Annotated in this window: 20 protein-coding genes and 1 pseudogene; 14 read left to right on the top strand and 7 right to left on the bottom strand. The window is 39.4% G+C overall.

What is annotated here, in order from left to right; all coding sequences use genetic code 11:
- The first annotated feature begins 5 nt into the window (after positions 1 to 5).
- A complete protein-coding gene (locus PHH40_03000; protein ID MDD2766703.1) occupies positions 6 to 974 on the top strand; it encodes a hypothetical protein in 969 nt (322 codons plus the stop codon).
- Positions 975 to 1,127: 153 nt separating this feature from the next.
- Here PHH40_03000 and PHH40_02995 read toward each other — a convergent pair whose 3' ends face one another.
- Entirely contained in the window at positions 1,128 to 3,020 is a 1,893-nt protein-coding gene (locus PHH40_02995; protein ID MDD2766702.1) for a glycosyltransferase family 39 protein, read from the bottom strand.
- A 170-nt stretch (positions 3,021 to 3,190) separates the two neighbouring features.
- Positions 3,191 to 4,810, bottom strand: coding sequence for a glycosyltransferase family 39 protein (locus PHH40_02990; GenBank protein ID MDD2766701.1), 1,620 nt, complete (start codon positions 4,808 to 4,810; stop codon positions 3,191 to 3,193).
- 58 nt (positions 4,811 to 4,868) lie between these two features.
- Between PHH40_02990 and PHH40_02985 the strand changes: the two genes are divergently transcribed.
- From PHH40_02985 to PHH40_02960, 6 genes are all read left to right on the top strand, one after another.
- Entirely contained in the window at positions 4,869 to 6,500 is a 1,632-nt protein-coding gene (locus tag PHH40_02985) for a hypothetical protein (protein MDD2766700.1), read from the top strand.
- Between the two features lie 10 nt (positions 6,501 to 6,510).
- A complete protein-coding gene (locus PHH40_02980) occupies positions 6,511 to 8,055 on the top strand; it encodes a hypothetical protein (GenBank protein MDD2766699.1) in 1,545 nt (514 codons plus the stop codon).
- Positions 8,056 to 8,084: 29 nt separating this feature from the next.
- Positions 8,085 to 11,051: a hypothetical protein gene (locus PHH40_02975; GenBank protein MDD2766698.1), complete on the top strand. Its 2,967-nt coding sequence runs from the start codon at positions 8,085 to 8,087 to the stop codon at positions 11,049 to 11,051.
- 43 nt (positions 11,052 to 11,094) lie between these two features.
- Positions 11,095 to 11,400, top strand: coding sequence for a DUF5663 domain-containing protein (locus PHH40_02970; protein ID MDD2766697.1), 306 nt, complete (start codon positions 11,095 to 11,097; stop codon positions 11,398 to 11,400).
- Positions 11,401 to 11,548: 148 nt separating this feature from the next.
- Entirely contained in the window at positions 11,549 to 11,974 is a 426-nt protein-coding gene (locus PHH40_02965; protein MDD2766696.1) for a hypothetical protein, read from the top strand.
- 47 nt (positions 11,975 to 12,021) lie between these two features.
- Positions 12,022 to 14,514: a type IV secretion system DNA-binding domain-containing protein gene (locus PHH40_02960; protein ID MDD2766695.1), complete on the top strand. Its 2,493-nt coding sequence runs from the start codon at positions 12,022 to 12,024 to the stop codon at positions 14,512 to 14,514.
- 62 nt (positions 14,515 to 14,576) lie between these two features.
- On the opposite strand, the gene PHH40_02955 is transcribed toward PHH40_02960, so the two are convergent.
- Positions 14,577 to 17,051: a hypothetical protein gene (locus PHH40_02955; GenBank protein ID MDD2766694.1), complete on the bottom strand. Its 2,475-nt coding sequence runs from the start codon at positions 17,049 to 17,051 to the stop codon at positions 14,577 to 14,579.
- Between the two features lie 266 nt (positions 17,052 to 17,317).
- On the opposite strand from PHH40_02955, the gene PHH40_02950 reads away from it, so the two are divergent.
- From PHH40_02950 to PHH40_02935, 4 genes are read left to right on the top strand one after another with little or no spacing between them, the layout of a single operon-like run.
- The gene (locus PHH40_02950; protein MDD2766693.1) at positions 17,318 to 17,923 is read left to right on the top strand and encodes a hypothetical protein; all 606 of its coding nucleotides are present in this window, start codon (positions 17,318 to 17,320) and stop codon (positions 17,921 to 17,923) included.
- Positions 17,924 to 17,953: 30 nt separating this feature from the next.
- Positions 17,954 to 19,021: a DNA recombination protein RmuC gene (locus tag PHH40_02945; protein ID MDD2766692.1), complete on the top strand. Its 1,068-nt coding sequence runs from the start codon at positions 17,954 to 17,956 to the stop codon at positions 19,019 to 19,021.
- An 8-nt stretch (positions 19,022 to 19,029) separates the two neighbouring features.
- Positions 19,030 to 19,437, top strand: coding sequence for a hypothetical protein (locus PHH40_02940; GenBank protein ID MDD2766691.1), 408 nt, complete (start codon positions 19,030 to 19,032; stop codon positions 19,435 to 19,437).
- Positions 19,438 to 19,449: 12 nt separating this feature from the next.
- Positions 19,450 to 20,478, top strand: coding sequence for an MraY family glycosyltransferase (locus PHH40_02935; GenBank protein ID MDD2766690.1), 1,029 nt, complete (start codon positions 19,450 to 19,452; stop codon positions 20,476 to 20,478).
- A gap of 77 nt (positions 20,479 to 20,555) precedes the next feature.
- Here PHH40_02935 and PHH40_02930 read toward each other — a convergent pair whose 3' ends face one another.
- Complete coding sequence (locus PHH40_02930; GenBank protein ID MDD2766689.1) at positions 20,556 to 21,140, bottom strand: hypothetical protein; 585 nt, start codon at positions 21,138 to 21,140, stop codon at positions 20,556 to 20,558.
- A 552-nt stretch (positions 21,141 to 21,692) separates the two neighbouring features.
- Here PHH40_02930 and PHH40_02925 point away from each other — a divergent pair.
- Complete coding sequence (locus PHH40_02925; protein ID MDD2766688.1) at positions 21,693 to 21,851, top strand: hypothetical protein; 159 nt, start codon at positions 21,693 to 21,695, stop codon at positions 21,849 to 21,851.
- A 95-nt stretch (positions 21,852 to 21,946) separates the two neighbouring features.
- Here PHH40_02925 and prmC read toward each other — a convergent pair whose 3' ends face one another.
- From prmC to rpmE, 3 genes and pseudogenes are all read right to left on the bottom strand, one after another.
- The gene (prmC, locus tag PHH40_02920) at positions 21,947 to 22,855 is read right to left on the bottom strand and encodes a peptide chain release factor N(5)-glutamine methyltransferase (protein ID MDD2766687.1); all 909 of its coding nucleotides are present in this window, start codon (positions 22,853 to 22,855) and stop codon (positions 21,947 to 21,949) included.
- A 97-nt stretch (positions 22,856 to 22,952) separates the two neighbouring features.
- Positions 22,953 to 24,044, bottom strand: coding sequence for a peptide chain release factor 1 (gene prfA / locus PHH40_02915; GenBank protein MDD2766686.1), 1,092 nt, complete (start codon positions 24,042 to 24,044; stop codon positions 22,953 to 22,955).
- 228 nt (positions 24,045 to 24,272) lie between these two features.
- Positions 24,273 to 24,479, bottom strand: a pseudogene (gene rpmE, locus PHH40_02910) (50S ribosomal protein L31).
- Between the two features lie 304 nt (positions 24,480 to 24,783).
- Here rpmE and rpsB point away from each other — a divergent pair.
- Together rpsB and PHH40_02900 are read left to right on the top strand one after the other, a co-directional pair.
- Complete coding sequence (rpsB, locus tag PHH40_02905) at positions 24,784 to 25,617, top strand: 30S ribosomal protein S2 (protein ID MDD2766685.1); 834 nt, start codon at positions 24,784 to 24,786, stop codon at positions 25,615 to 25,617.
- Between the two features lie 86 nt (positions 25,618 to 25,703).
- Complete coding sequence (locus PHH40_02900) at positions 25,704 to 26,288, top strand: translation elongation factor Ts (protein MDD2766684.1); 585 nt, start codon at positions 25,704 to 25,706, stop codon at positions 26,286 to 26,288.
- Positions 26,289 to 26,378 lie beyond the last annotated feature (90 nt).

Raw genomic sequence — 26,378 nt, 5'->3', positions numbered from 1 at the left:
TTATTATGTGGTTTTTTTCAAAATACAATAAAAGAAAAAAGGGAGAAAAACAACACACTCCTTTTCTTCGGAAAGCGTTACCAGAAAAACGCAGACAACGGATAGAAAAGAAGAATCAACCAACAAAAATAACCAATGGAGTATTGTTGCTCTGGTTCGTATTTGCAGGTACATTATTTTATCTTTTTTTCTTCTCATCGTTTGTTTTAGTAGAGCACCCTCTCGTGCTCGGGACAGAGACACTATCCCAGCAAGACGTGGAGCAGTTTGTGGAAGAAAGAATTATGGGGAAATACTGGGGGATCTTTCCAAAACGAGCGTATCCCGTCATTCCAATGGCGACTATAGTACGTGATGTATATGAATCATTTCCTCTTGTTTCTGAAGCTTCTCTCATTCGTTCTTTTCCAAATACGCTCACCCTCTCTCTTCATGAAAAGAAGAAAATTCTCCTTTGGGCGACTCCAGAGACGACGTATATGATTGATGAACAAGGTGCACTCAAAATAAATGCTGTTGCGACGACAGAGGCATATCAAAAGTTTGCTTTGACGATCAGTGATATGAGTCATACTGCTGTCAATGAAGGGAGTAGGGTTATGGATACAGATTTCATGGCATTTCTCCTCGATCTTGATCAGAAGTTTTCTCAGCAATTGAATATTGACCTCTTGCCACAATACAGTGTTGTTTCTCAATTTTCCGATGAACTTCGAGTGAGAACAACAGATGGCTGGGAAGTATATTTCAGCACGTCCTTTCCTCTGGAAAAATCTTTGAGAACACTCCGTCTTCTTTTTGACAAAGAGTTATCGGCATCAAAACGTGAGAAGCTCGAGTATATTGATATGCGTGTCGAGAATCGTATCTATTATACTTTTCGTGACAATCTTCCAGAGGAGTATGTAACCGAAAAAGAACAGAGCACTGTAAAGCAGACAGAAAAAGATAAGAAAGAGAAAAAGAAAAAGTGAGTGGGGGACGGTGAAAGATACATGATAATGGATGAGCGATAAGAGATAAAAAGGAAGTAAAAAGATCTGAAACGAAAAAGATTCCGATAGAGTATCCGGAATCTTTTTCTTTTCTTTTTTATCATTTATCCATTATCACTCATCTCTCGTCCCTTATCTCTTTTCGGGAATATAATAGATGAAGAAAGAATCACCGACTCGAGTCACTGGAGTATAATCTTCGAGCCAAGAATAATCTCTTGTTCCGATGGGTTTTTTCTTGTACAAACTCTCTTGGTAGAAGAATGAGGAGATGGCATACCAGCCAGCTTCTGGTTCCCTTTCACCCCACCAGGGGATGAACACATCATCAAACATCGTTCCAGGATTTGACCCACCAAAATAATCTATACGGATCTTATTGATAGAAGGATAATCGACCGTGACTATACATTCTTTGGATTCCCAGAGGTCCACTTGTCCTGTTTTGCATCGATTGTGAATATCGATGAATCGTTGTACTCTTTTCAAATCTTGTCCCCAATCGTAGTTGGAATCAGTCACATATTTGTAGCCATTGCTATGACCACCAACAGCGATATTGAAATACGAGAGATAGTTCGGATAAGCGAGAATGGGTATAGAAATAATAGAAAAGATGATACCAGAAAAGAGAATTGAGAAGAGTTTCTGAGTCGATTCATTTTTCTTGAGATGTCTCCAGAAATCAAATACCGTCTTTGCAATAAGCATATAAAGGAACGGAAGAAGAGGGAAGAGATGACGGAAACCGATATTCAATTTTCCATTGATACTGACCACACTATAGAGGAGAATAAATCCGAAAATGAGGTATTGTGCTGGCTTCTGTTGGATAGACTGAGATATGAAAGAAAAAAGAGTTTGTTTTTTTGTTCGCAAGAGCACTTTTCCAATACGCGAGAGCGTATAGATGAGAGCGAAGGAAAGAAGCATGAGAAAGGGCAGGGTTTCTTTCAGGATGAAAACGACAGGAAAATACCAGCGTGAGGGATCCATAGTCACTTCGCCGAGGAAATAATGAGGATTACCACTGGCGACACGAGCAAAGATCATACCAGCACCGAGAATGTATTGACTGAGTGGCTTGAGAAATGCATTCTCACTCGTATTTACAATGAGGTCGTGGATGAATATCGCCGGTGCATTTTGTTGAGAGAGATAGAAATCAGCTGAGGCAACGATTTTTTCACCCGGCATATTGATCGTATTCCAGGCATACAAGGACCAGATAAGAATAAAACAAACAACAACACTGCCTCCAAATTTGAGAACATATTCGAATAAGGTTTGCATTTTAAAGAGAGATACGGTTCGTCTGTCTGTCGGTCTCTTCTCTTTGGTGAGAGCGTAGAGAATGACAAAGAGTCCAAAAAGAGGAAAGAGAAGTACGGCAGAAAATTTGGTCACTTCAGCGAATCCGAGGAAAAGTCCGGCTGTGATGATATTCGTGTACGAAGGATTTTTCAAGAAACGAACAAAGAAATAGAATGCCAGGAAAAGGAATGTGGCGATACCGATATCGGTCGTAACATAATGGTTGTGAGCAATGATGTTTGGGTCAAAAGCGTAGAGAGTAACTGCAAAGAGGCCTGCGAGCGTTCCTGAAAGTTCACGTGTCCAAAGAAAGATCGCGATGCCGAGTAATACAGCGACGAGCGTAATAGGGAGACGAGACCAGAAAAGAATCGTATCAGCATTGTTGCAACTCATTTCAGGATTGGAACAGTTGACGAACATATCACCGACAGTCCACTGTTCATTGGTGCCTGTCTGCCATTCGGGAGAAGCGAGAGGGAAAGAAAGATTGAATGCGAGAAGTGGGAGCCCAGCGAGGTCTTTGAGGAGAGGGGGGTGTTCGGGATTGAGACGCATATCGCCGTAACGGACATAGCTATAGGCAGCGGGGATATGCGCTCGTTCATCATAGATCATCGATTCTTGACTGGAAATCACGAGACCAAGAACAAAATGTGATACGAGAATCCCTGCAACAATGAGATATGCGTGTTTTTTCAAAAAGTCCATACTGTTTTTTTTGAGAGTTTCTCATAAGAATTTTTCTCAGAGGCCTGAAGTTTTTTTGAGCATGGTTCCGACGCTTCGTCAGATCAAAAAAAGTTCACGCAAGGAGTTGCTCGCTGGAGCAAACGACTGGTTCTGAGAAAGATTACTTATGAGGAAATCTTTCTTGATTATTAGTTTTCAGATAAAAAAATGACATTGAAATCTCCACCAGTACGATCAGGTCCGTTCATATCGATACGTTCTATCCTTGTATTCGGCACACGCTCAAATATCTTTTTCGCTATTTCTTCGTTGTAATTCACCATGAGAAAGATAGCTGGACTTTGGATTAGAGTGTTTTCTCCGATAATTTCCATATTGGCGACGCGTCCATAAGTAAGATAGTAAACAGGATGAGCAAAGACAGGGAGTCTGAAGCGGTCATTGTTTCCTTCATCAGAAAAGAGTACGTATTTTTTTGTTTCAGGAGAAAGTGTGAGGAGGTATCGTCCCATATTGGTATAGTTTTCGTTGAATGATCCTCCAGCATTTGGACTTTTTGCAAAGAAAACAAAGTATTTTGTCAGATCAAATGCCATACTTCCACTCAAAGCGATAAACAGAACGAAGAGCAGTGCAATACGCGAACCTGTTCGAGAACGCAGAGCTTGATGAAATATCCAGAGCGCTGGGAGAGTAGCGATGAGAAATACTGGCATCTGTGTTCCGATCGAACGGAGAGCGTGAGGAAGCCCTTCTCCAGAGAGGAATTCCGGAAGAAGCATCGTAAAAAAAGATCCAAGCAGAAAGAAATATAGAACGAGCCTGGTATCTCGATTATGATAACGAATACGACGTATGAGAAGTGCTCCTGTTTGCCAGAGAACAAAAAGGAATCCGGCAAGGAAAAATGTTCCAACGAAAGGACTGAGTATCGGATAGGGTGGATAGTTGTGACGCCAATTCTGATCACCAAAGAAATTGTATTTTATGAGAGAAAGGGAGAATGTACGAGCGAGTGTTTGTGAAATACTGCCATGATTGATTTTCGGAGAAAAGATGGATATTTCATCAGAACGTGATTCGAAATTTTCTGGATGAGAAACAAAAAAATGATAGAACATTGGTAATGCAGAAATGAATGCACCAAGTATGAATAGGAGTGCGTGTTTGTAATAACGTGCGAAAAAACGTTCATAGGAAAGTATCAGCGCTGGAAGGAGGAGAAGAAGTATGAGAGGGGCAACACGGAATGCAATATACGTATGCATTCCAGTTCCGAAAAGGATACCAGAGATGAAAAAATCTCTGAATTTTCTCGTGCGAAGACCTCGAAAAAAGTAATAAAATGAGAAAGTGAGAAGGAATGTAGTCATGATGGCTCGAAATCCGATGCGGGAGAAATTGATTGCCCAGTAGGATGTCGCGAGCATGAAGGATGCAAATAAGCCAGCAATTCGTCTGTGGAAGAGTTCTTTGCCAAGAAGGTAGATGCCGAGTACTGAGAGGGTTCCAAAAATGATGGACCAGAGCTTGAGTCCGAGGATGGTATTACCGAAAAGAGATATCGAGAGTGCCTGAAGGTTGATGAAGAGCCCTTCCCGTCCATAATTGGCTGTGTAGAAGAGTTGATATACTCCGGTCTCGAGCGCATGGAGCGCATCGACACCGTTCGCAGCTTCGTCTGGATAGATACCGGCCGGAATACTTTCGATGTGGTATATTCTCACAGAAAATGCGAGTACGAGAATACCAAAAAGAAGAAATCCTGTTGCAATCTGATGAGATGAATATTTACGAAAGAGAGACATATATTTTTTTTGTTTTGTATGATAGAATTATAACAAAGATACATTGAAAAGAAAAATTATGAAATTTCCTTTTTTTGAACAGGTCGGAAACCTTTTACAGAAACCACTCCCTCCGCTCAAAGATGGACAGTTTGTTCTTCAGTCGCTCCCTCGTGAAGAAATGATTGTACAACCACCAATCATTCTTGATAAGGAAAGGGAGTCTGAGTCTGTTCAGTCGAATATTCCTCCAGATACAGCGGTTGCCGGAGACAAATCAGACGCCCAGACTGTTCTCGAACCGCCGAAAAAACAAAATAACGATGTCATTCCAGAAGAAGATTTTCCGTTTCCACAGAAAGGTGACGTTTTTCAGGATGCCACAAGCGGTGATCGTATTGCCGTAGGAACAATAGCGAAGACCAAAGGAGGAAAACCACAGATTTATTACACAAGAACCGATATTCACGGGATAGAGAAGAACAGGAGGGCGCAGGGAGAGAAAAAACACCTGGAAAACTTCCGTGTATTGGTTGCGGGAATGGAAAAAACGGATCCAATAAAAGAACAGTATCCAGAATTTTATGCCCTGTATGAAGGAGAAATGATGAAGCTGGAAAATGCTTTTATTCGTGAATTCGAGGCAAGTCGTACAATGATAGAATCATGGAATGCATTTGTTGATGAAGAATATGGACCATATCTCTCTGGAGAGATTGATGATCCAGAAAAGAAAAAAGAGGGAGAAGAAATATTACAGCAATCTCAATCAATACACGAGAAGATTGAAACAATTGGGGAAGAATGGAACAAACTTGATGATCATATTGTAGAACAGGGACGTCAAGGATTCCTTTTGTTTGCTGAGCTCCATGCCCTTGAAGCTTCTTTGCCAGATTATGCCCTGGAACTCAAAATATCAGAGTTGAAGTCGTTGGAAAACGAACAGGGAGATGATAAACCAGATATTGAATTGGTAGAAAAAGGATACCAAAAAGTTCTTCTCGACAGAAAAGTAGATGCACTGAAGAAGAAATGTGAACAATCGACGATCGCCTTTAGTGGCGATATAGCAGACGATGCTCCGAGTCCACCAGAATTCGTCAGACAAGTAGATGAATGGGCTCAATCAGTAGATGAACATTCATCATCCGCAGAAATTATGGAGGTCTGGGAAAAATTGGACGCATTCGAAAAAAGAATATTCCTCGGGAAAAAAGACAAAAACGATGGAGGCATCGGAGAAGATGATGAATCTATCGGCGGTCGGGTGAAACAAATATCACCAAAAAAATCAGGATATACCGAACAGAAAACAGAAGAAGGAAAGAAAAAGTTTGATACAAAAAAACCAAAACGAGGAAAACAAATCATTTTTCAGGATGAGAGCGAACAAATCGTTTCCTCAATGCAGAATAATAGTGTAGAATCAGAAGAGCGATCGTATGAAACTCTCTACCAGAGTCTCGGTCATGATGACAAAGAAATCTTTTCTGAAGAACAGAGATTAGCAGACGCTCTCAGGGATGGTCTGAACGATATCAGAGATCAAATCGGAGTTGAAAGTATTATTGAACACAAAGAAAAGATTATTACAGCTTTCTCTCAAAAATTTGTCGATGGCTTGGAGAAATTTTCCTGGACCGCATCAGAGAAGAATCTCTTTTCAAATACATTTGTCAGAAAATGTGTTGAGGAATTCGTGAAATAAAAGAAGTATTATGGCAGAACCTCATTCGAGCTTGGAAAATATAATTGCTACAGCAGGAGATAAAGTCGTAGCAGAATTGAGAGCATCAGCTGATACTGGACAGAGAAATAGTTCTGCTGATATTCGATCTGAAAAAAATGCAGAATCAGAGATTTCGGCTGATCTTTCAGGAGCTCTTGATGAAATTCAAAAAGACTGGATGATTATTATTGAGAAGGTTCAAACGCCAGAAGAGTACGTACGCCTTCGAAAAAGTATAGTGATCACCGAGAAGACCAAGGAGGGTGAAGGGCCGACCGATATTCGATTTTTTCCTTTAGACGAAATTAAGGATTCATTGCAGAGAGACCTCACTAATGATGAAGTTACTGTGATAAGTCAGTTGAAAAGAGAGATTGAACAAGCAGTTCAAAAAAAATTGCATGAACTTGTTCGGACTGATTTGTTGATACAGTTTAATTATAGAGAAACAGAAATTAATACAGTGACAAATGAGAAGGATCTTGATGCGTTAGTAGAGAAATTACAAATCACCCACACATTGAGTGATGTTCTCTTGGATCAAATACCGGAAAGAGAAGCAAGAATAGATAAAAGAATAGCAGATACTGAATTCTTAAAATGTGTGGAAGCTGTGAATAGAGTTATTCGAGAAAAACGAGAAGAATTACTCAAACCACTGCAAGATATGATGGATTCTATTAGGAAAAAATGCAAAGAAAAAGAATCAGAAGCCAAAATTCTTGTCGAAGTTCTCCCTGGCGATAAAAAAGGAAAACAACAAGGGAATTTTAGTAAGTTTTCTTCTTATCTTTACTCATTACGGAGTGCTGCCAAGGACGCTTTTGAAAAAAGAAATATTGATGATCTCAAACGAGCTCTTTCCGATGTTAATGAAGCGAAATTTGTTATACGAGAAGGAAAGAAAGTGGCATCAGAAAAAAAGAAAGAATATTCTGGTGAAGAGTTGTTTGCTGTGCTTGTAGAAGCCTTACGGAGCAAGCGGAGACCGTTTGGAAAAGACAAAGAGGGAGAAGAACTTGTTATTGAAGAGATTTCTGAATCTGGTACGGAAATAAAGTATCATTATGGCGAGAAGAAAGGTTTGAAAGTGACGCCGAAATATGTAAAGAAATTTTTGCAATTTCTGGATGACGAGTTTCAGTGGAAATTAATAATGCCCCGAGCAAAAAAAGTCTCGCCTCTATCTACAGAACCAGTGGTAGATACCACAAAAACACCAGAAAAGACGAAAACAGAAAATGCTGGCGAAGTGTATGAAAAAATCTTTCAAAAACTTGGAAAGAATACTCTAGAAATCGCATTCGAAGAAGACCGTCTCAAAAGTACTCTTGCGGCTGGTCTGCAAGAAATGAATACTTTGTTAGAAGGTCGAAATCTCGTCGAATTTATAGAAGAAAACAAAAACGATATTATACAAGCACTCTCTTTAAGTATTATGATCCGCCTCGACCAATTACCGATGGACGCCTCTGAGAAACAATTGTTTGCTCATCTGTTTATCGAGAAGTATTTTACTGATCGTATACAATAAAAAAGTCTTTAATTATATATAGTACGATTATGGCGGAAAGGTTCAGTGTACAAAAAAAAATAATAATGGCAGGTGCTAATGCAGCAGCTATTGAGGCTCGAAAAGGCATTTCGAACGAAAGGAGTCAACCGATAGTATCAGCTAGTCTTGATGCTGGTACCACATCAGGAAAGATTGTGAATCAACGCAGGCGAAACAACGAAAACAATATCGGCATTTCTGAGCCTCAGAATAATGGGAATGATATAGTGCTCAGATCACTTGATTTAAAAGAGAAAGAGCATCTTAATGAGAGAATTACTTTCTTAAGAAAGGAAATACAAGCATTAGAACTGAAAGCAAAACAAGGAGAGAAAGTCGAGGATGCCGAAGTCATATCAAGAGAAGAAATGGTGAGGACACTTGAAAAAAAGAGAAAAAATATCTCTGATCAAGAATCTGCACAGAAGAAAAAATCTAGCGGAAAGAACGCAGAAACATCAAGCAAGCCACAAACACAGACCGGAAGCGATCGTGGAGGTAGAAATAATGGGGGAGGTAGAGGATCGATTCCACCGGACGAGCCACCGATAGTTCCACCTTCAGACAATGAGGGTGGTCTTGAAGATTTCGTGCCACAAGTGGGAGATATGTGGGTGAAGACAAATGCAGATGGAACTCAGTCGAGAATTTTTGTAACCGCACTTACAGAAGGGATGATGGATGTTCGACAGGGTGCAAATGCTGAGGAATTGCTTTCAGAACCACGAGAAGAGGATGAAGGCGATATGACAGCGCACAGTCTCTCTATTGAAGCATTACAGGAAAAACTTTCTACAGAGGGTTATGTCAGAGAGGCACAGGGACAAAAAATATCTTCAATCCCTGTTGTGGATTCTGTATCTGCAGAAGCGTGGCAGAAAGCGGAACAAGAAGAACTCGAAAGACAAAAAACAGAGAAAAAAGCAGAAAATGATCGATTGGCATCGGTGAGAGCAGGACATGAAGCCAGATTGCGAGAGCTTCTTGATCAAGAGGAAGAAGGAAGTTTTGATACAGTGCCAACAGATGAAAAAGAAGAACCAAAAGAGATAAAAGCTTCTGAGACTATCAAAAATGAACCGATAATTGAGTTACAAACATCCGAAGAAAAAACATTAGAGACAGATCGAGAAGCAGAACAAGCAAACATAGATAGTCTTCGAACGATGGTTGGTGAGATGCGTGCTCGTTGGGTGGAGACGGATGTCAAGAATAGGGATGCTTGGAAGAAATTCAAGAGTATGTTTGGTATTGAGCAAGATGCGAGAAAAGATGACGCACAGGTTTATTATGAGACAGCGGTGAAGAATCTTCAGAATGCAGAAGTGGCACTGCTTCAAAAGAGAATCGATGAAGAACAACTGACTCCAGAGGAAAGAACAAAAGAGATAGAGCGTATCATGCGTTATTACAAGCTCGATGAATCCACCAATCTCATCAATGAACGAACACAATACAAGTCAGAACATCTGAAAGATGCGAGTGGTATCGAGAAAGTAACTGTTCTGTTAGGAAACTTGGGCCGTGCCTATAATCGCATCCCACTTACAAGAAAACTCGCTATTACAGCAGCTTTCTTGGGCATTACCGCAGGAATTGCTTTGTCTGGTGGGAGCGGAACCGCAGCAGGAGCACTTGCTTTTGCTTCAGTTATTCGCAAAGTGGCCAGTGGAGCGGGTATGGCTGTTGGTACAGAGGCGCTCCTCGAGAGTTTCGGAGAGAGAAAAAGAGTTGATCAAGCAGAAGGGGAAATAGCTCAAGAGATGGAGAGACTCAAGACAGAAAGTCTTGGCATGAAACCAGAAGTTACTTTTGATGCGCTCAATACCCTCCTTGATCAAGATATCAATGCTCTCAATACGAAATTGCAAAATGAGAAACGAGCGAAGACATGGCGTAAGGTATCGGCCCTGGGTGTCGGTGGACTTGTCGGATCTGGCTGGCTGACTCAGGTCGCTATGGATCATCTGGGTGGCAATCAGGCAGTGGACTGGGTGAAAGATCAAATAGGAAATACTCCTCAGGCATCCGCACAGATTCCGACTCCTGGAGAAGTGTCACCGCTAGCGATTCCGTCTGTTCCTGTACCATCAGAAGCGCCCATTGAAGCACCTCAGGTTCCTCAACCAGATACAGACCCTCTCACAGGTGTATTCAATCAGGATTATGTCGTGAAGCCAGGTGACTCAGTGTGGAAAATAGCAGGAGGGGTAGCTGACACGCTGAAACTCGAAGGGGCAGAAAAAACTCATTTTATCGATGCGCTGAAAGATAAATACGGTGACGTACAATTGAAGGCTGGCGAAACAATTAAGTTTTCTGATCATGGTATTGATAAAGCATTTGTTGAGAATGCTCTTTCTCAAGCTCAGTCTCTTTCTCCTGATCAGATAGTTTCCATCACTGCCAATGATGCAAAAATAGCAGACTATGTCGCCTCGCATCCTGGTACGACACTGACCAATGCCAAAGTGGATGAAATTCTGAGTGGAAAGATTGCCACACAATCTGTTGGAGAAAATACTCCTCCATTGGAACGGGTCACCGAGTCTCCTGTGAGCAATGTTGTTCCTGTAGAATCACCATCTGTTTCGCGTGAACCAGTATTTACAGCAGAACTCATCCCTCGTGTGAATGATTGGTATATGCAGATATTTCGAATGGAAAACCCTGCTTTGGGCCAAGACTGGATTGTGGATAAAAAAGAAATGAGTTCTATCAAGCTGATGGATATATTCAAAGATGCAAAACTCTACAAAGCAGGATCTTTTACGGGATACAAAACAGGTTTGAATCACGAACAAATCAAAAATTTTACGCAATTTTTTCAGGGTGTAGAGGATAACAAGATTGCTTTCGATAGGATAGCATTTTTGCGTGAACACCCGAACGTCACGGTCATGGATTATCTCAAGAAGATATCGACGCTGGTTACTCCAGGACAACGCCTCGGTCTCTATACGACCACTCAATAATTTTTCATTTTTTTTGAACTAATACAATTTATTACATACATCTATGGCACTTGACCAGGAAGCATTGAAGACAGAACTCATCGAGGCGTTTCATTTGGAAAATGTCCCAGAAGACAAGAAAGAAGAACTGCTCGCAAAGATAGGAGAAGCTTTGGTGAAGCGTATTTTTATTGAAACGATGGAGAAGTTGGGCGATGAAAATGTCGCAGAGTATGAATCTCTGCTTAACAGAGAGGCGAAGCAAGAAGAACTTGAATCGTTTTTCGAAAACAAGATTCCAGGGTACAATATATTTGTACGTGGTGTTGTCGACAAATTCAAAGAAGAACTCACAGAAGGAGCAGTCTAGAGAGATACCGAAGATGCAGGATACATGATGAGTGATAAATGATGGGGTGTTGAATGTTTTTTTATCGAGTATCTATTATCTATCATCAATTATCTTCTTAGTTACTTATCTATCATCAATTATCTTTTATTATTTATCTTCAATAATTATGGCCGACGAAAAAACGATTGGAACGGAGAATATGTCTATTACGCCAGAACGTACCTCAGAAACATCAGCAGAGAATGTATTGACAGTTCCATCGGAACAGATCGATACACACATTGAAGGTTCGAGTGAACAGAAAGAAAGAAAATACGATGAAATTCTCGCTCAGGTGGCACCCGAATCACAATCATCAGTACCGTCTGACAACACGGATCATCAATTGGATGCAAAGAGTATCAGTGCGACGATAGATGAGGAGAGTAAAGTACAGAAACTTATTGAGCTCGCTGAGACAAGAGGAGTTGTCTATGCGGTGAAAGTTGCCCGTTCTCTCGGAGATTATTATGCACTTGATAAGATGCATGATGAACTCGTAGATAATCTGTATGAAGGACTGCTCGCCAAAGGTCTGATCAAGAAAGACTGAGAATCTATCCCAGCAAATATCAAAAAAATATATAACACATACAAAAAATGACCGGTCTTGATTTGAATATCCTTTTGATACCGTTGGTGTATCTTTTGGCGTCTGTCGCTATCATCAGCGGAACATTTCTCGTTATTCGAAGTTTTTTTCGTTTTCGTTATCAGATCAATCAGTCTATGAATATGGATCTGGAAATGATACGCGTGACACGTAAAGAAATTCCAGAGGGAGCGCAACAGGCTCCGAATGCTGAGGCATGGAAAGAAGAGATTTTTGCTATGGAGCAGTTACTTGCTTCACTGACTGTTCTGAAGCCCAAGGGAGGTTTTTTCAAAGGACTTTTTTTTGATACTCCAACAATCATTTTTGAAATTGCCAATCCTTCTTCGAGTGAAGAAATATTTTTCTACCTTTCTGTTCCAAAGCGTTTCAGGGAGAGTGCAGAGAAACAAATACATAGTTTTTTCCCTCATGCAGTGATTGAAAAAGCGACGGAATACACTATCTTTTCGCCGGGTGGCTATACGGCAGTTTCTGTACTCGATCTCGTTCATAGCCATGCTCTTCCTCTTCGTACCTATCGTGGACTCGATGTTGATCCACTCAATGTTATTTCCAATGCTTTAAGTAAGTTGAATTCTATCGAAGAAGGCATCTCGCTTCAGATACTCCTCACTCGTACGAATACTGCGTGGCGTAGTGAAGGGAAAAAGATTGCCCAGAGGATGCAAGAAGGGAAGCGTCTCAAGGATGCTAAACATCAATCAATGCTTCGTGAGGCCTCTGCTTCGTTTGGAAAAGAAATGATGAAGACACTGACAAGTTCTAAAGAGAAGAATTCAATTCTAGATGATAAAAAACAAGTCAACCTTACTCCCGAAGAACAAGAATTGGTAAAATCTATCGATGAAAAAACGAATAAAGGAGCTTTTCGTGCCAATATACGACTGATTGCATCAGCAGGGACTCAAGAGCGTGCGGAAGAAATCCTGGGTCATTTGGAAAATGCTTTTGGTCAATTCGAGAATCCAGAAGTAAATACGTTTCGTATCAAAAAACGCATCAGTGAAAAACAAGCAGTGTATGATTTTATTTTCCGTAACTTTAATGATGAACAGCAGATGATCCTTTCGGTCGAAGAATTGGCGAGTATTTTCCATTTCCCGATTTCGACGACGGCTACACCAAAAATCAAGTGGCTCAAAGCAGGAGCTGCTCCTCCACCAGTGAACATTCCAGAAGAAGGACTGCTTCTCGGATACAATGATTATCGCGGTACGAAGACAGATATTCGTATTACTGAAAATGATCGTCGACGTCATATGTATGTTATTGGACAGACGGGTGTTGGTAAGTCGGTGTATCTTCAGGAAATGGCCAAGAAAGACGCTCTTGCGGGACATGGTTTTTGTTTTATTGATCCTCACGGAGATGCTATTGAAGATATTTTGACCGCTATTCCCAAAGAACGAGCAGAAGACGTCATTCTCTTTGATCCTTCGGATACCGAACGTCCTATTGGGCTCAATATGCTCGAGTACGATGCACAACATCCAGAGCAAAAAACGTTCGTTATCAATGAAATGATTGGTATATTTGATCAACTCTATGATCTGAAAGCCACTGGTGGACCAATGTTTGAACAATATATGCGTAATGCAATGTTGCTTATCATGGAGGATCCTGAGAGCGGATCAACGCTCATGGAAATTTCCAAAGTATTAGCAGATGAAGATTTTCGCAAGTACAAACTTTCCAAGTGTAATAACCCTATCGCATACGATTTTTGGACCAAAGAAGCAGAGAAGGCAGGTGGAGAAGCGGCGCTTGCCAACATGGTGCCGTATATTACTTCCAAGCTTACAACGTTCATTTCCAATGATATGATGCGCCCAATCATTGGACAGCAGAAAAGCACGCTCAATTTCCGTGAAATTATGGACGGAAAGAAGATTCTTCTCGTCAATCTTTCCAAAGGAAAAATCGGTGAAATCAATGCGAAACTGCTCGGCATGGTCATTGTCGGAAAGATCTTGATGGCAGCGCTGTCACGTGTAGACACACCAGAAGAGGAGCGGACCGACTTCTATCTCTATATGGATGAGTTCCAGAATGTAACCACAAATTCTATTGCTCAAATCCTCTCAGAGGCTCGTAAATATCGATTGGTGCTCACAATGGCGCATCAGTTTATTGCTCAGCTCAAAGAAGAAATTTCCAAGGCAGTGTTTGGGAATGTCGGATCGCTTGTTTCGTTCCGTATCGGATCAGAAGACGCTGAATTTCTTGAGAAGCAATTTCTTCCTGTATTTTCAGCCCGCGATCTGATGAATGTCGACAATCGGAATTGTTTTGCGAGACTCCTTATGAACAATGAGCTTACCAAGCCATTCAATATGAAAACATACGCTCCAACGAATGGGAGTCAAGAGATAGCGAATGCTCTCAAAGAACTCTCGCGTCTCCGGTATGGTCGTGATGCGACTATTGTCAATCGTGAAATTATGAATCGTATGAGGCTTGCAGAAAAACCTCTCTAAAAAATATCAGGAAACAAAAAAGAGTAACGGGATCACTGTTACTCTTTTTTAGGAATCAGGATTTATTTTTTTGAATCAAGGGTGAATGACAGAAGTTCCTTCTCGGTTGTGATAAACACCGTATTCTTTTTTTCATCAACCGAAATACTTTTGAGAGTAGAAAATTGTTCGGAGAAATACTGAGCAATGAGCATTCCTTCCTGATTCCATATCAGTATGCGTTTCTCGTTAGTATCGATTGCATAGATATTCTCGAGATCAGGTGAAGCGAGAAGAGAAGAAAGAGAAAGGGGTGCGAGAGGCGATTCAAAATCCTTGGTAGATATACCACGGAAAAAAGCTGAAATGTGAGTTGTATCTGGAGCAACAAAAATTGTCTCGCTTACTGCTATTTGAGGAGAGTTTCCAAGAGCGAGGGGGGATTTGGTCCAGAGAGAGCCTGTTCCAAAACCACCTTCTGCACGTGGAAAACGATAGATGTGATTGGTATTGGCATCCAATACATAAAGATATGTCAGATAAGTGCCGATAGACTGTATGATAGTTCCGTCCAAGAGATTGAGGGTATTTTTTGTGAATTTTCCATTGCTTGGAGCAAAAGAGAAAAGCTCGTTGGTATCTGTAGAGATGAAAATAAGGCGCAAGTCATTCATCGGAGTAGCGAGTGTCACAGAACCACTTTTTTCTGGTAAGAGAAAACTTTTCTTTTCGTTCACACTAAGAACAGCAGTGGGAGTGATGAGGTATATTTCATCATCGAGTAGTACTGAAGTAATAATGGTGTCTTCCGTGGTCATGATGGATTGCATGTCTTGCACCAAGTGGATATTTTTCTCTGTTTCGAGAGAAGAGGAAAAGGGAAGAGCATTTTCAATTGGCACCTCAACCACTGGGGAAGCTTCTTGTTTATTGAAAAATTTCACTAGAAAAACACTTCCCAGAATGAGGGTGACAACAATACCAGATGCAAGGATGATCTGTTTTTTTTCATACTGATTTAATTTCGTTCTGAGAAAAAGAAATGAGAGGGCAAAAAGACGCTGAATCTTTGGTTTAGCGAATGCTATGATAAAGACAAAAAATTTGAATAATGCTCGGGATACTTTTGTAAACGATGATATAAAGAAAGAAAAAAGAGGTGAAAACAGAGTAATAAAGCGTTCCCAAAAGAGATGTTCTGGATGAGACAGTTCTTTTTTCTTATAAAAAGCAACCAATTTTTCCTTTATAAACGGAGGAAGATCCGAGGAAGGCTCTTCATTTTCAGGGGAAATTTTTTGTGTTGGCACGATTTTGATATCACTTGGGAAGGATTGTTTGTACTCTATATGTATAGGAGAGGTTTTCTGAATCTTCTTTTTGATAGGTGATATGATTTGGACAGACCGTATTTTGGATACGAGAACGGCGCTTCCTTTGATCCATTGTTTATGAATGAGAGAGAAAAAAGTAGAGAATGCTGTAAGGGTTCTTTCCGTCAGGAAGACAAAAGAAAGGGTTATTCTCTTTCCAAATTTACGGAGTAATTTTTTTTGAGCAATAAGTATGCCTTCCAACGAATGAGCGATGTCTTGCAAAAAGGACTGCATATTTTCTTGAAATGGATGACTTTCATCTATCTGTTCAGTGTCGCCATGGACATAAATATGTCGAGTACGAGGATCGGTATATTCTTTTTCGGCATCAGAAACTTCATGATTATTGAGTACGCCGTTTACGATGATAGCATTCTTTTCTTTTTGAGCAGTTTCAAATGGCTCTTGACTGAAAAAATTCTGTGACGTTTTAATAACCTTTTTTACCTCTTTCTTTACTTCTTGTATTTGTTCAGTTTCTTCAAAATCGACGATAAGAGATCCTCCCATATCGAGTTTATTTACGAGTACCGTTCGTAAAAACTGAGAAAACTGCTCGTTGTCCATACGGAGAGCATTTTTCTCAAGCTCTTCGGTAGAGAGAAGTTCAAAAAGTTCGGGAGACGTGAGTATGATTTTATCTTGGGGAACGAGTCGTCCGCTCGATATTTCAATAAACGTTTTAAGAGGATGAGTGTTAGACTCTGGAGAAGTTATTCCATCACTTATTTCTGAAAGGTTACCGTTCCGTAAGAGGAGTATCTGTGCCTGTCCAGTAACGGAAAAATGCAAATTATTTTTTTCGAGTACGCCGATAGCACCATGAAACTTACCAAGCCATGCGATATGACCGTCTTTGACGAGTTCTGCTAGTGCAAGATTGATTTTATGGAGAGATGCTTCGAAACTTTCGATAGATCCACGACGGAGATTGCTGAAATATTCTTTTTTTGCTACAGAAGTAAGGAAATTGACAATGAAGACAGAATTTTCATCTTTATCGGAAATTTCAAAAACACCCACAAGAGACCCGAGAGAACTTTTGGCGATGTTTTGATCACTATAGTTGAAGACTTTTACAAAAGGCTCTGTGCCGCGTCCTTTGGTAACAGGAATTTCAGTGATAATTTTTTTCAAATCGGGAACTCCTTGAACCTTTTCTTGTTGTTTTTTGTTGAGCATACTTTTTTTGATGCTTGTTTTGAAAGAGAAAACATAAAGAATAACGTACCTTTTCTTATCAAGATGAAAAAATCTTGTCAGAAAGAAAAAGAATATACTTATTATAGCATATCTCGTGAGATACAGCCTCTTTTATGCACTCAACAACGCCTCTTTTCTTTTTGGGAAGAAGAAAGCTCTTTTTGACTTTTCGCCTTTTTCTTTCTATACTGGAAAAAAGGGGAAAATAACTCTTTTCTGGCTCTATTCGTAACGATTGTATTCCTATGTCACTTGCATTGTTTGACTCGCTGTTTGGATCGAAGGCTCGCGCTCGACTTATACGATTTTTCATTCTCAATCCCGGAGTAGAGTTTGGGACTGTTACCATATCAGAGAAAACACTTATTTCGAGACCAGAAGTGAGTCGTGAGATAGTACGTCTGACGAAAATGAAGATGGTTATTGAACATTCACGTAAAGGGAAAAAACAATTCTCAGTCAATGAAGATTTTCCTTTCTATACCGAACTGAAAAGTCTTGTCTCGAAACTCAATGTCCATGCTCAATCACAGGTTTTTCGTAAACTGAAGATTATAGGTGAAGTGAAACTTATTCTCATTAGTGGCTTATTTCTCAATTATCCAAAAAGCAAAGTCGATATGATTCTTGTGGTGAACAATATCAATCGTACTAAGCTCAAGCATGCTATCGCTCATTTGGAAGCAGAAGTGGGTAAGGAAATTCGTTTTGTACTTATGAATAGCGAAGAACTCCACTATCGATTAAATATGCTGGATCGTTTTTTTATTGAGTTTCTTGAAGGACCATATGAAGAAGTTTCGAACAAAGTCCCTGAACTGAAACGATTCATTTCTGGATTGAATAAATAAAAAAAAGACAATTTTTTTCAATAAGCATATATGATATCTTGGATAGTCGTTCTTCTTTTGTTCTTTGTAACCAGTCTCGTTTTATGGCTGGTTTTTTCTTTGCAAAAGAAAAATACTGATTCTGATGCTTCGCGAATAGAGATGATCAACATGAGTCGTCATTTTGATTCGGAGATTCATTCTATTGCCAATGCATTCAATCAGCAACTTTCGAATTTTCAGCATATGCTCGATAATCGTCTTTCAGAGAATGGGAAGCGTCTCGATGATCGTTTGGATAAAGCGGCTCGTTCGTATGCTGATGTTCAGAAAGATTTGGAACAATTGCGTTATTCGAGTGAAAAAATTCTTGAAGTAGGAAAAGAGGTGGCTTCATTACAAGAGATTTTGAAAGCTCCAAAAATTCGTGGTGGATTTGGTGAATTGATGCTTCAAGACCTCTTGTCTCAGATGCTTCCTAAGGAAAATTTTGCTTTGCAATATATGTTCAAGAGTGGTGAAGCGGTAGATGCGATTATCAAGCTCAAAGGGGGATTAGTCAGTGTGGATTCTAAATTTCCTTTAGAGAATTTCAAAAAGATTATTACCGCAAAAACTGATGATGAAAAGCGTATCGCACGAAAACAGTTTTATACTGATGTGAAGAAGCATGTGGATGCTATAGCAAACAAATATATTGTTCCCGAAGAGGGGACGCTTGATTTCGCATTGATGTATGTTCCTGCGGAAAATGTTTATTATGAAATTATTATCAAAGACGATGACGAACAAGGATTGCTTGATTATCTGACACAGCGACGTATTATGCCTGTTTCCCCGAACTCTTTTTATGCCTATATGAGGACGATTCTTTTTGGATTGCAGGGTCTTCAAATAGAAAAAAGAGCGAAAGAGATTATGGGGCAATTAGATAAATTAGCTCGTGAGCATGAGAAATTTGAACAAGAATTTGCTGTGCTCGGTGGTCATATCGGCAATGCCCATAAAAAATATGATGAGGTAGAGAAGCGTCTTTTCAAAGTAACAAATCAACTTGATCATGCTCGTCTTGGTGTAGAACAAGAACATTCCGATGCTTTGCTCGATACTCCAAATTGATTTTCTCTATGCCATATCAAGAAAATACAAATGAATTGTCTTGGGATGCTGTTACTCTGCAATCAGAAGCGAAGCATTCTTTTTTTGCCAATGATATTGTACAAATTTTGCTCATCACGAATATCCTTCTCTGTCTTTTAAGTCTCGGACTGCTTGGATATTTTGTTAGACAAGAAGAGAATATTATTATCTTACATTACAACGTGTATTTCGGGGTAGATATCCAGGGATCTTGGTGGCAAGCATATCTTTTTCCACTGGCGAGTATCTTTTTTACTTTACTGCATACTTTCCTCTCCTATCATTTTTATCAGAAGTCTGAACGTATTGCCTCGTATCTCATGCTCCTTGGTGGTTGCCTTCTCTCTTTCGGTATCGTAATAGTCAGTATCAGTGTCGCGGTGATTAATTACTGAAGTGCTCTGTTTATGACGATAGATCTTTTCCTCACCCCTTTTTTTATAGCGTTTGCACTGACTGTAGGCTGTATTCTCCTTTTTCTCTTGGTACCTCTTTTTAAGCGATCTGTATGGCGAACAGAGAGCCGTCATGCACAGAGGAAAACACTTTCTCGTTTAGGAGGAGTGGCAATGCTTTTTGCTTTTCTCTTCACCCTTTTTTTTGATTCGCATCTTGTATTGACGCGAGAATTGTATGGAGTGTTGTGTGGAGGCTTGCTCATACTTTTCTTTGGTCTTTGGGATGATCTGAAAGAAATAGAGTGGAAAGTACAGATATTTTTTCAAATTGCTCTTACTGCCCTCGTTTTTATTTTTGGTATTCACATACACTCTCTCTCGAATCCTTTTGGTGGAGTATGGATTGTTCCTTATGAAATTTTCGTGCTACCAGGATTTCTTCTTCTGTTTTTTTGGATGTTTCTTGTAATGAACGCTTTGAATTGGCTTGATGGGCTTGATGGGCTTTGCGGGAGTATTTCGCTCATTACGTTTATCACTATTTTTTTCCTCAGTCTTAAACCAGAAGTATATCAACCGCCAATCGCTATTCTCGCAGTCGTTGGTATGGGGATAACAATTGGGTTCTTGTTCTTCAATTTTTATCCAGCGCGTATTCTTGCTGGTACGGTAGGCTCTATGTTTCTTGGTTTTCTCATCGCTATTTTGGCAGTAATTGCGGGAACGAAGATCGCGACTGCTCTTTTAGTGCTTTCTCTACCGATTTTGGATGCTCTCTTTGTCATTTGGCAACGTTTTCGCGAAGGATCATCTCTTTTCTTACCTGATAAAAGACATTTGCATTTTCGATTGCTTGAAATTGGTTGGTCTGAGCGTCAGATAGCGGTATTTTTTTTCTTTATTACTTCCGTTATAGCAGTGATTGCTCTGAACACCCAGGCTCTAGGAAAATTCTTTGCTTTGTTTATTGTAGCAATAATTATTTTTGGGTTTCTTCTTTTCGTAGATTGGCGTATACGACTCAAACAAAGGAATTAAAGAGATAAACAAAACACAGCCCCGTGTTACGGGGCTGTGTTTTTGAAAAGAAAGAACAACTGACTCTTCCTGATGTATTAGCGGTAAGCGCTGACACGAGAAGAATATTTTTTTAAGTTCTGTAATTGTTTTTCATTCAACATCTTTGATTTCTCAATGCCTTGTTTGATCAAGTCTTTCGAAAATTCGAGAGATGTCTGAGGGATAACCGCTCCTTCAAAGCGAACATTTTTTCGAAGATAATCTTCGATATATACTTTGTGTTCCGCTGTGAGTGATGAGTCTTGATTCTTTTCCAGGTAATGAGCAAGGGCTCGACGAGCCAAATGTGTTGTTCCGTTTCCGAGTTCCGCCTGTTCCACGAAAGATGTTTCGGTTTCTCGACTAAGTTCCGGAGTGACAATAACGTTGTTTTTCACATCTGCTTTTACGGAGCCTTCTGATTTCGTATCTCCTGTCAGAATACTTGTTTCACCTTGCTTGGTTTCGAGAAGGGTATTCTCGTCGTCTGAGATTACTGCCGTACGTTGTGAGTAGGAGTAAATGCCCAGAGCGATTGCCGCAACAATGAAGACGCTGACAATGATACGAAGATTTTCTTGCACCCAAGCTTTTGCTTGATCAGCAGGAGATTCTTCGAACATAGGATCTTGTTGTTCCATATCTTTTCACCCCTCTTTCTAGTTTTTATGAAGATTAATAAGGTACTGGCTTACGTTGAAGCTTCTTTTAACTTACCTATCTTTTGTGTCATCGATAAGTTAATCGACCGCTCTGCCTCTCATACTACGTCTTCGAAAAACAGCTGTCAACTGGACAAATCATTCTATTTTTGGCGTAATAAAAGGGAAGATAATATAGAAAAATATTTTTCTTGGTAATTATTTTTCTTCTTTTTATTTTTATGAGTGTGTACTCTTTTTTATAATTGAATGAATATTTTTCTCTTTTATTTTTTCAGAATAAAAGAAGAAATATTTTTATAAGAAAAAATAAAAAATTATTTTTACAAAAAAAGAGAATGAGGGGGTTGACAGATATTTTTTTCCTTTGCAATTTCTAAAAAAAGAGTATAATAAAAGTATGCAGAAATAATTTTCTGTAATACGCACAAAAATTATTGTGTGAAACAAAAATAAATAATTCCATATTTCTTTTTTCTGTTTCATAAACATATGAAACAAAAGAAGAGTGGTTAGAAGGAGGTGAGTACTATGGCAGTAGCAAAAAAGAAAACAGTAAAAAAAGCTGTAAAAAAAGTAGCTAAGAAAGTTACAAAAAAAGCTGTAAAAAAAGTAGCTAAGAAAGTTACAAAAAAAGCTGTAAAAAAAGTAGTCAAGAAGGCCGCTAAGAAAGTAACAAAGAAACGATAATCGTTTTTCTGTTCCATTTCTTTTGGTTCAAAAAACAAAAACTCCGTTTATCGGAGTTTTTGTTTTTTTGTGGTGTAGCTTATAATAAGGAAATTTTATAGACGCGAGAGAATAATAGAAACAATACGATCTTTTTGTGCAAGATCTTGGTGTATGTGTACGGTTGCTTGAGGAAAGAGATCGGAAATAAAACGTGAGAGAGGAAGCGACTGTTCAGGACTCATCTCCAATAAAAGAAAAAAAGATTGTTTCGTATAAGAGAGTTGTTTGATTTTTTTCAAGAGACGATGATAATGAGCGAGACCGTCTTCTTCGCTTATAAGCGCGGTCATTGGTTCAAAGTTATGTACGTCTGGTGGCGTATTCTCATACAAAGTATGTGAGACATAGGGGAGGTTGGCAGTGATAATGAGAATATCTGTTTGAGGGATTTTTTCTTTCATTCCTTCGAGGAGATCACTCGTATAAAATTCTATATTGTTCTCGACAGCGTGTTTCTTCGCATTTTCTTTCGCGACAACAAGGGCAGGGAGAGAGATATCAAGAGCATAAAAGGATATATTTGAAACAGACGAGGTGAATTGTTTTTTTATTTCCTTTACGATGGAAATAATAATGTTTCCGCTTCCTGTACCAATATCGATAATGGCAATTTTCTGTTCCTTGTTTTCTGTTAATTGTTGATTATGAACTGATTCAATAACTAACTCAACTATCTGTTCTGTTTCTGGTCGCGGTATGAGAGTATCTTTTGTAACAGTAAAATCATAGCCATAGAATTCTTTGGATCCAGTAATGTACGCTATGGGTTCGTGTTGTATTCTACGGAGTATGTTGTTTCTGATATTTTTTTCTTCCGATGAATTTATTTCATATTCAGGATGAGTAAGAATAAATATTTTTTCTTTCTTGAGCGTATGAGCGATCAAGAGAAAAAAATCAATAGGATCAATATATTTCTTCTCAGCAGAGAGAAATTCATTTTGTAATTCTTTGATAGTCATATTTTCTGAAAAAAAATCTCAAATATTTTTCATCAAACGATGATAAAACTTTATCATCAGGTCTTCTGAAAATTTTTTGAGATTTTACGTTTTGTGATTACTGGTTGTTGGCTGATTGTTGTTCGAGTTTGAGTCTCATATCTTCTGTTTCGAGAGCATTGATAATTGGTTCAAAGTTTCCACTGAGAACCTGAGGAATATTACTCCAAGACATCTTTATTCGATGATCGGTAATTCGATCTTGTGGGAAATTGTATGTACGGATTTTTTCGCTTCGATCACCTGTGCCGATTTGTGTACGACGAGCATTCCCGAGTGCTTGATTTTGTTTGTCTTCTTCAAGCTGAAAGAGGCGAGAACGGAGGACTTTGAGAGCCTTCTCTTTATTTTTGATTTGAGATTTCTCATCCTGACAAGAAACAACGGTATTTGTAGGGAGATGAGTGATACGAACAGCACTGTAGGTTGTATTGACGGATTGTCCACCAGGACCAGATGAACAAAATGTATCAATACGGAGATCTTCATTGCGAATAACCACTTCTACTTCTTCGACTTGCGGAAGAACAACGACCGTTGCAGTCGAGGTATGGATTCGTCCAGATTTTTCTGTTTCTGGGATGCGTTGCACTCGATGCACTCCAGATTCGTATTTCATTTTCTGATATACAGGCATATCACTCGAACCACGATTGATTTCAAAAACTACTTCTTTGAATCCACCTACCTCTGTCTGATTAGAATGGAGCATGACAATTCTCCAACCCTGTTTCTCTGTGTAGTGCGAATACATACGGAAGAGTTCGGAAGCAAAGAGACTTGATTCATCTCCTCCAGCACCACCACGGATCTCTACAATGACATCTTTTTCATCCGAAGGGTCTCTTGGGAGAAGGAGTTTTTTGAGTGTTTCTTCGAGCTTTGTTTTTTCAACTGAAAGGTCGAGATTCTCATTCATTGCCATTTCTTTGAGTTCAGCATCATCTTCTCCCTGTGTGAGTTCAGCATTCTCTCGCATATTCTTCTCTATGATACGGAGACGGGTGATATGACCAATAATAATTTCGAGTTCAGTTTTTCTTCTTCCGAGAACAGCATATTTTTTTTGGTCATGTAAAATTTCTGGCGCACTGAGAAGCGTCATTATTTCCTGATATTCATTTTCAATTCCGTGAAAGAGATTTTCCATAGTTTTCTTTCTTGAAGCCTAACATATACGGTAAAAAAAGCAAAAATCCCATTTCTTTTCTACTGATTGCAGAACGGATATGGGATCAAATGACGCTTCACATGTTAAGAAGAGAAAGTAAGGAACACAAATGAAGCGCCAGGAACGCTATTTTTCGGCAACTTCTTTCTTTTTCTTAGGAGTTTCTGCCTTTTTTGCTTTGGAAGCTTTGAGACGGAGAGCTTGTTTTTCTTCTGATTTGAGAGAAAGTTTTTTGAAACGATCAACTCGTCCTGTAGCATCGATAAACTTCTTTTTTCCAGTATAAAAAGGATGGCACTGTGAACAGATTTCTGTGTGCATCGTTTCTGTTGTTGAACCAGTCTCGAGTACTGCTCCGCAAGAGCAAGTAATAGTGGCGGTTTCAAAATAGTTTGGGTGTATTCCTTGTTTCATAAAAACAGCATAAAATTTACGTATGGAGCGTTGTAGGAAGAGTGTATCACGAGCTCGTAGAATTGGCAAGCCCCAAAGAAGGGGGTTGTCAGAATGCTTTTCTTCTGATACGATACTAACTGTATTTTCCTCTTGTTCTTCGAACAGGAGTACAAAATCAGACATATTTTCTCAAAGAGCCTGTTCCTGGCCTGTTCTTACAGTGCTTTCAAGGCTTAGAAAAGAGAAAATAGGTGGCTCATGTGAGCAAAATGTGCATCTTCACTTTTCTGTGAAGAGCTTAATTTCTTAAGGAAGTAATATTATGTCGGAAACGGCTATAGCAGAGACAGGTACAGTTGTTGTAAAGAAAGAGACAGAAAAGCAAGTAAGTGAATCCTATTTCGCTTCATTTGATTTTTCGAAAGTGAGCGTGAGTTTGGAAGATTTGCTCAAGGCAGGTGTCCATTTCGGACATTTGAAATCTCGCCGTCATCCGAAGATGGAAGAATACATCTATACGACGCGCAAGAATATCAATATCGTCAATCTCGAGAGAACTGCTGAGAAACTTCAGTCGGCAGGGACATTTTTGAGTGGAGTGGTCAAGAGTGGTAAACCGATTCTTTTTGTTGGGATGAAGACCCAGACTCAGGATACAGTGAAATCTCTCGCTACTCGATTAGGTGAATCCTATGTGATCGATCGTTGGTTGGGAGGTACGCTCACGAACTTTTCTTGCATCAATTCTCGTGCCAAATATTTGAATGACACTCATGAGAAGTTGGAACAGGGTGCTTTCAAGAAATATACCAAATTTGAACAAGCAAAGAAAAATGAAGAAGTTGAAAAGCTTGAGAAGAAAGTCGGAGGTATCAAGCGTATGGGGCAGTTGCCTGGGGCTATTGTCATTGCTGATGTCAAAGAAGCGTCTTTGGTTATCTTTGAAGCTCGAAAAATGAATATTCCTGTGATTGGTATCGTCGATACAAATACCGATCCGAGTTTTGTTGATTATCCTATTCCAGGAAATGATGATGCTCTTTCTTCTCTCCGTATTTTGCTTGGTTATCTTGGCAAGATGGTGATCGAAACAAAAGAAAAAAGTGCATTGGCAAAAAACATGGTCAAAGGATCTGTTCAATCACAAGTGGCATAATCGCAACAAGATGATTCTTGTATGTCTCAAGAAAAAGTACACTCTTTTTTTGAGAATGAAATAACTCAAAAATAACATCTAAAATTATGGGTGTAATGGAACAAGTAAAACGCTTGCGTGAAATGACTGGTGCAGGTGTTGTCGATGTAAAAAAAGCTCTGGATGAAGCAAAAGGCGATGAAGAACAAGCAGTTGTTCTCCTTCGAAAACGCGGTCAATCAAAGGCACAAGGCAAGAGTGATCGTGAAGCTCACGAAGGTATTGTGATTTCTTATATTCATTCCAATAATCGTATCGGAGTACTTCTTAAATTGTATTGCGAGACAGATTTTGTCGCTATCAATGAAGAATTCCTTTCGTTGGGTCATGATATCGCTATGCATATCGCCGCCGCCGCTCCACAGTATGTGAAACCAGAAGAAGTTCTGGAAGAACTCGTGAAGAAAGAACGTGATATCTGGAAAGAACAGCTCATCAAAGAAAACAAACCACAGGAAATGATGGAAAAGATTATGATGGGTAAAGAAACAAAATTCCGCAGTGAAAACGCACTGTTGACCCAGGTGTTCATCAAAGATAGTACCAAAACCGTCGGAGAATTGCTCACTGAAAAAATCCATAAGATAGGGGAAAATATTCAGATAGGTGGTTTTGTTCGATATGAAATATAATGTTTCGTTTGACCTCTTTTTTGTCTAAAAGAATACAAGATACGCATCTCTTTCCTCGTTGAAAATCTTTAACTCGTCTCCTCGTCCTTC

This window comes from Candidatus Moraniibacteriota bacterium (assembly GCA_028688415.1).
Classification (GTDB): Bacteria; Patescibacteriota; Minisyncoccia; order Moranbacterales; family UBA1568; genus UBA1568.
This window is presented reverse-complemented; position numbering and strand designations above follow the sequence as displayed.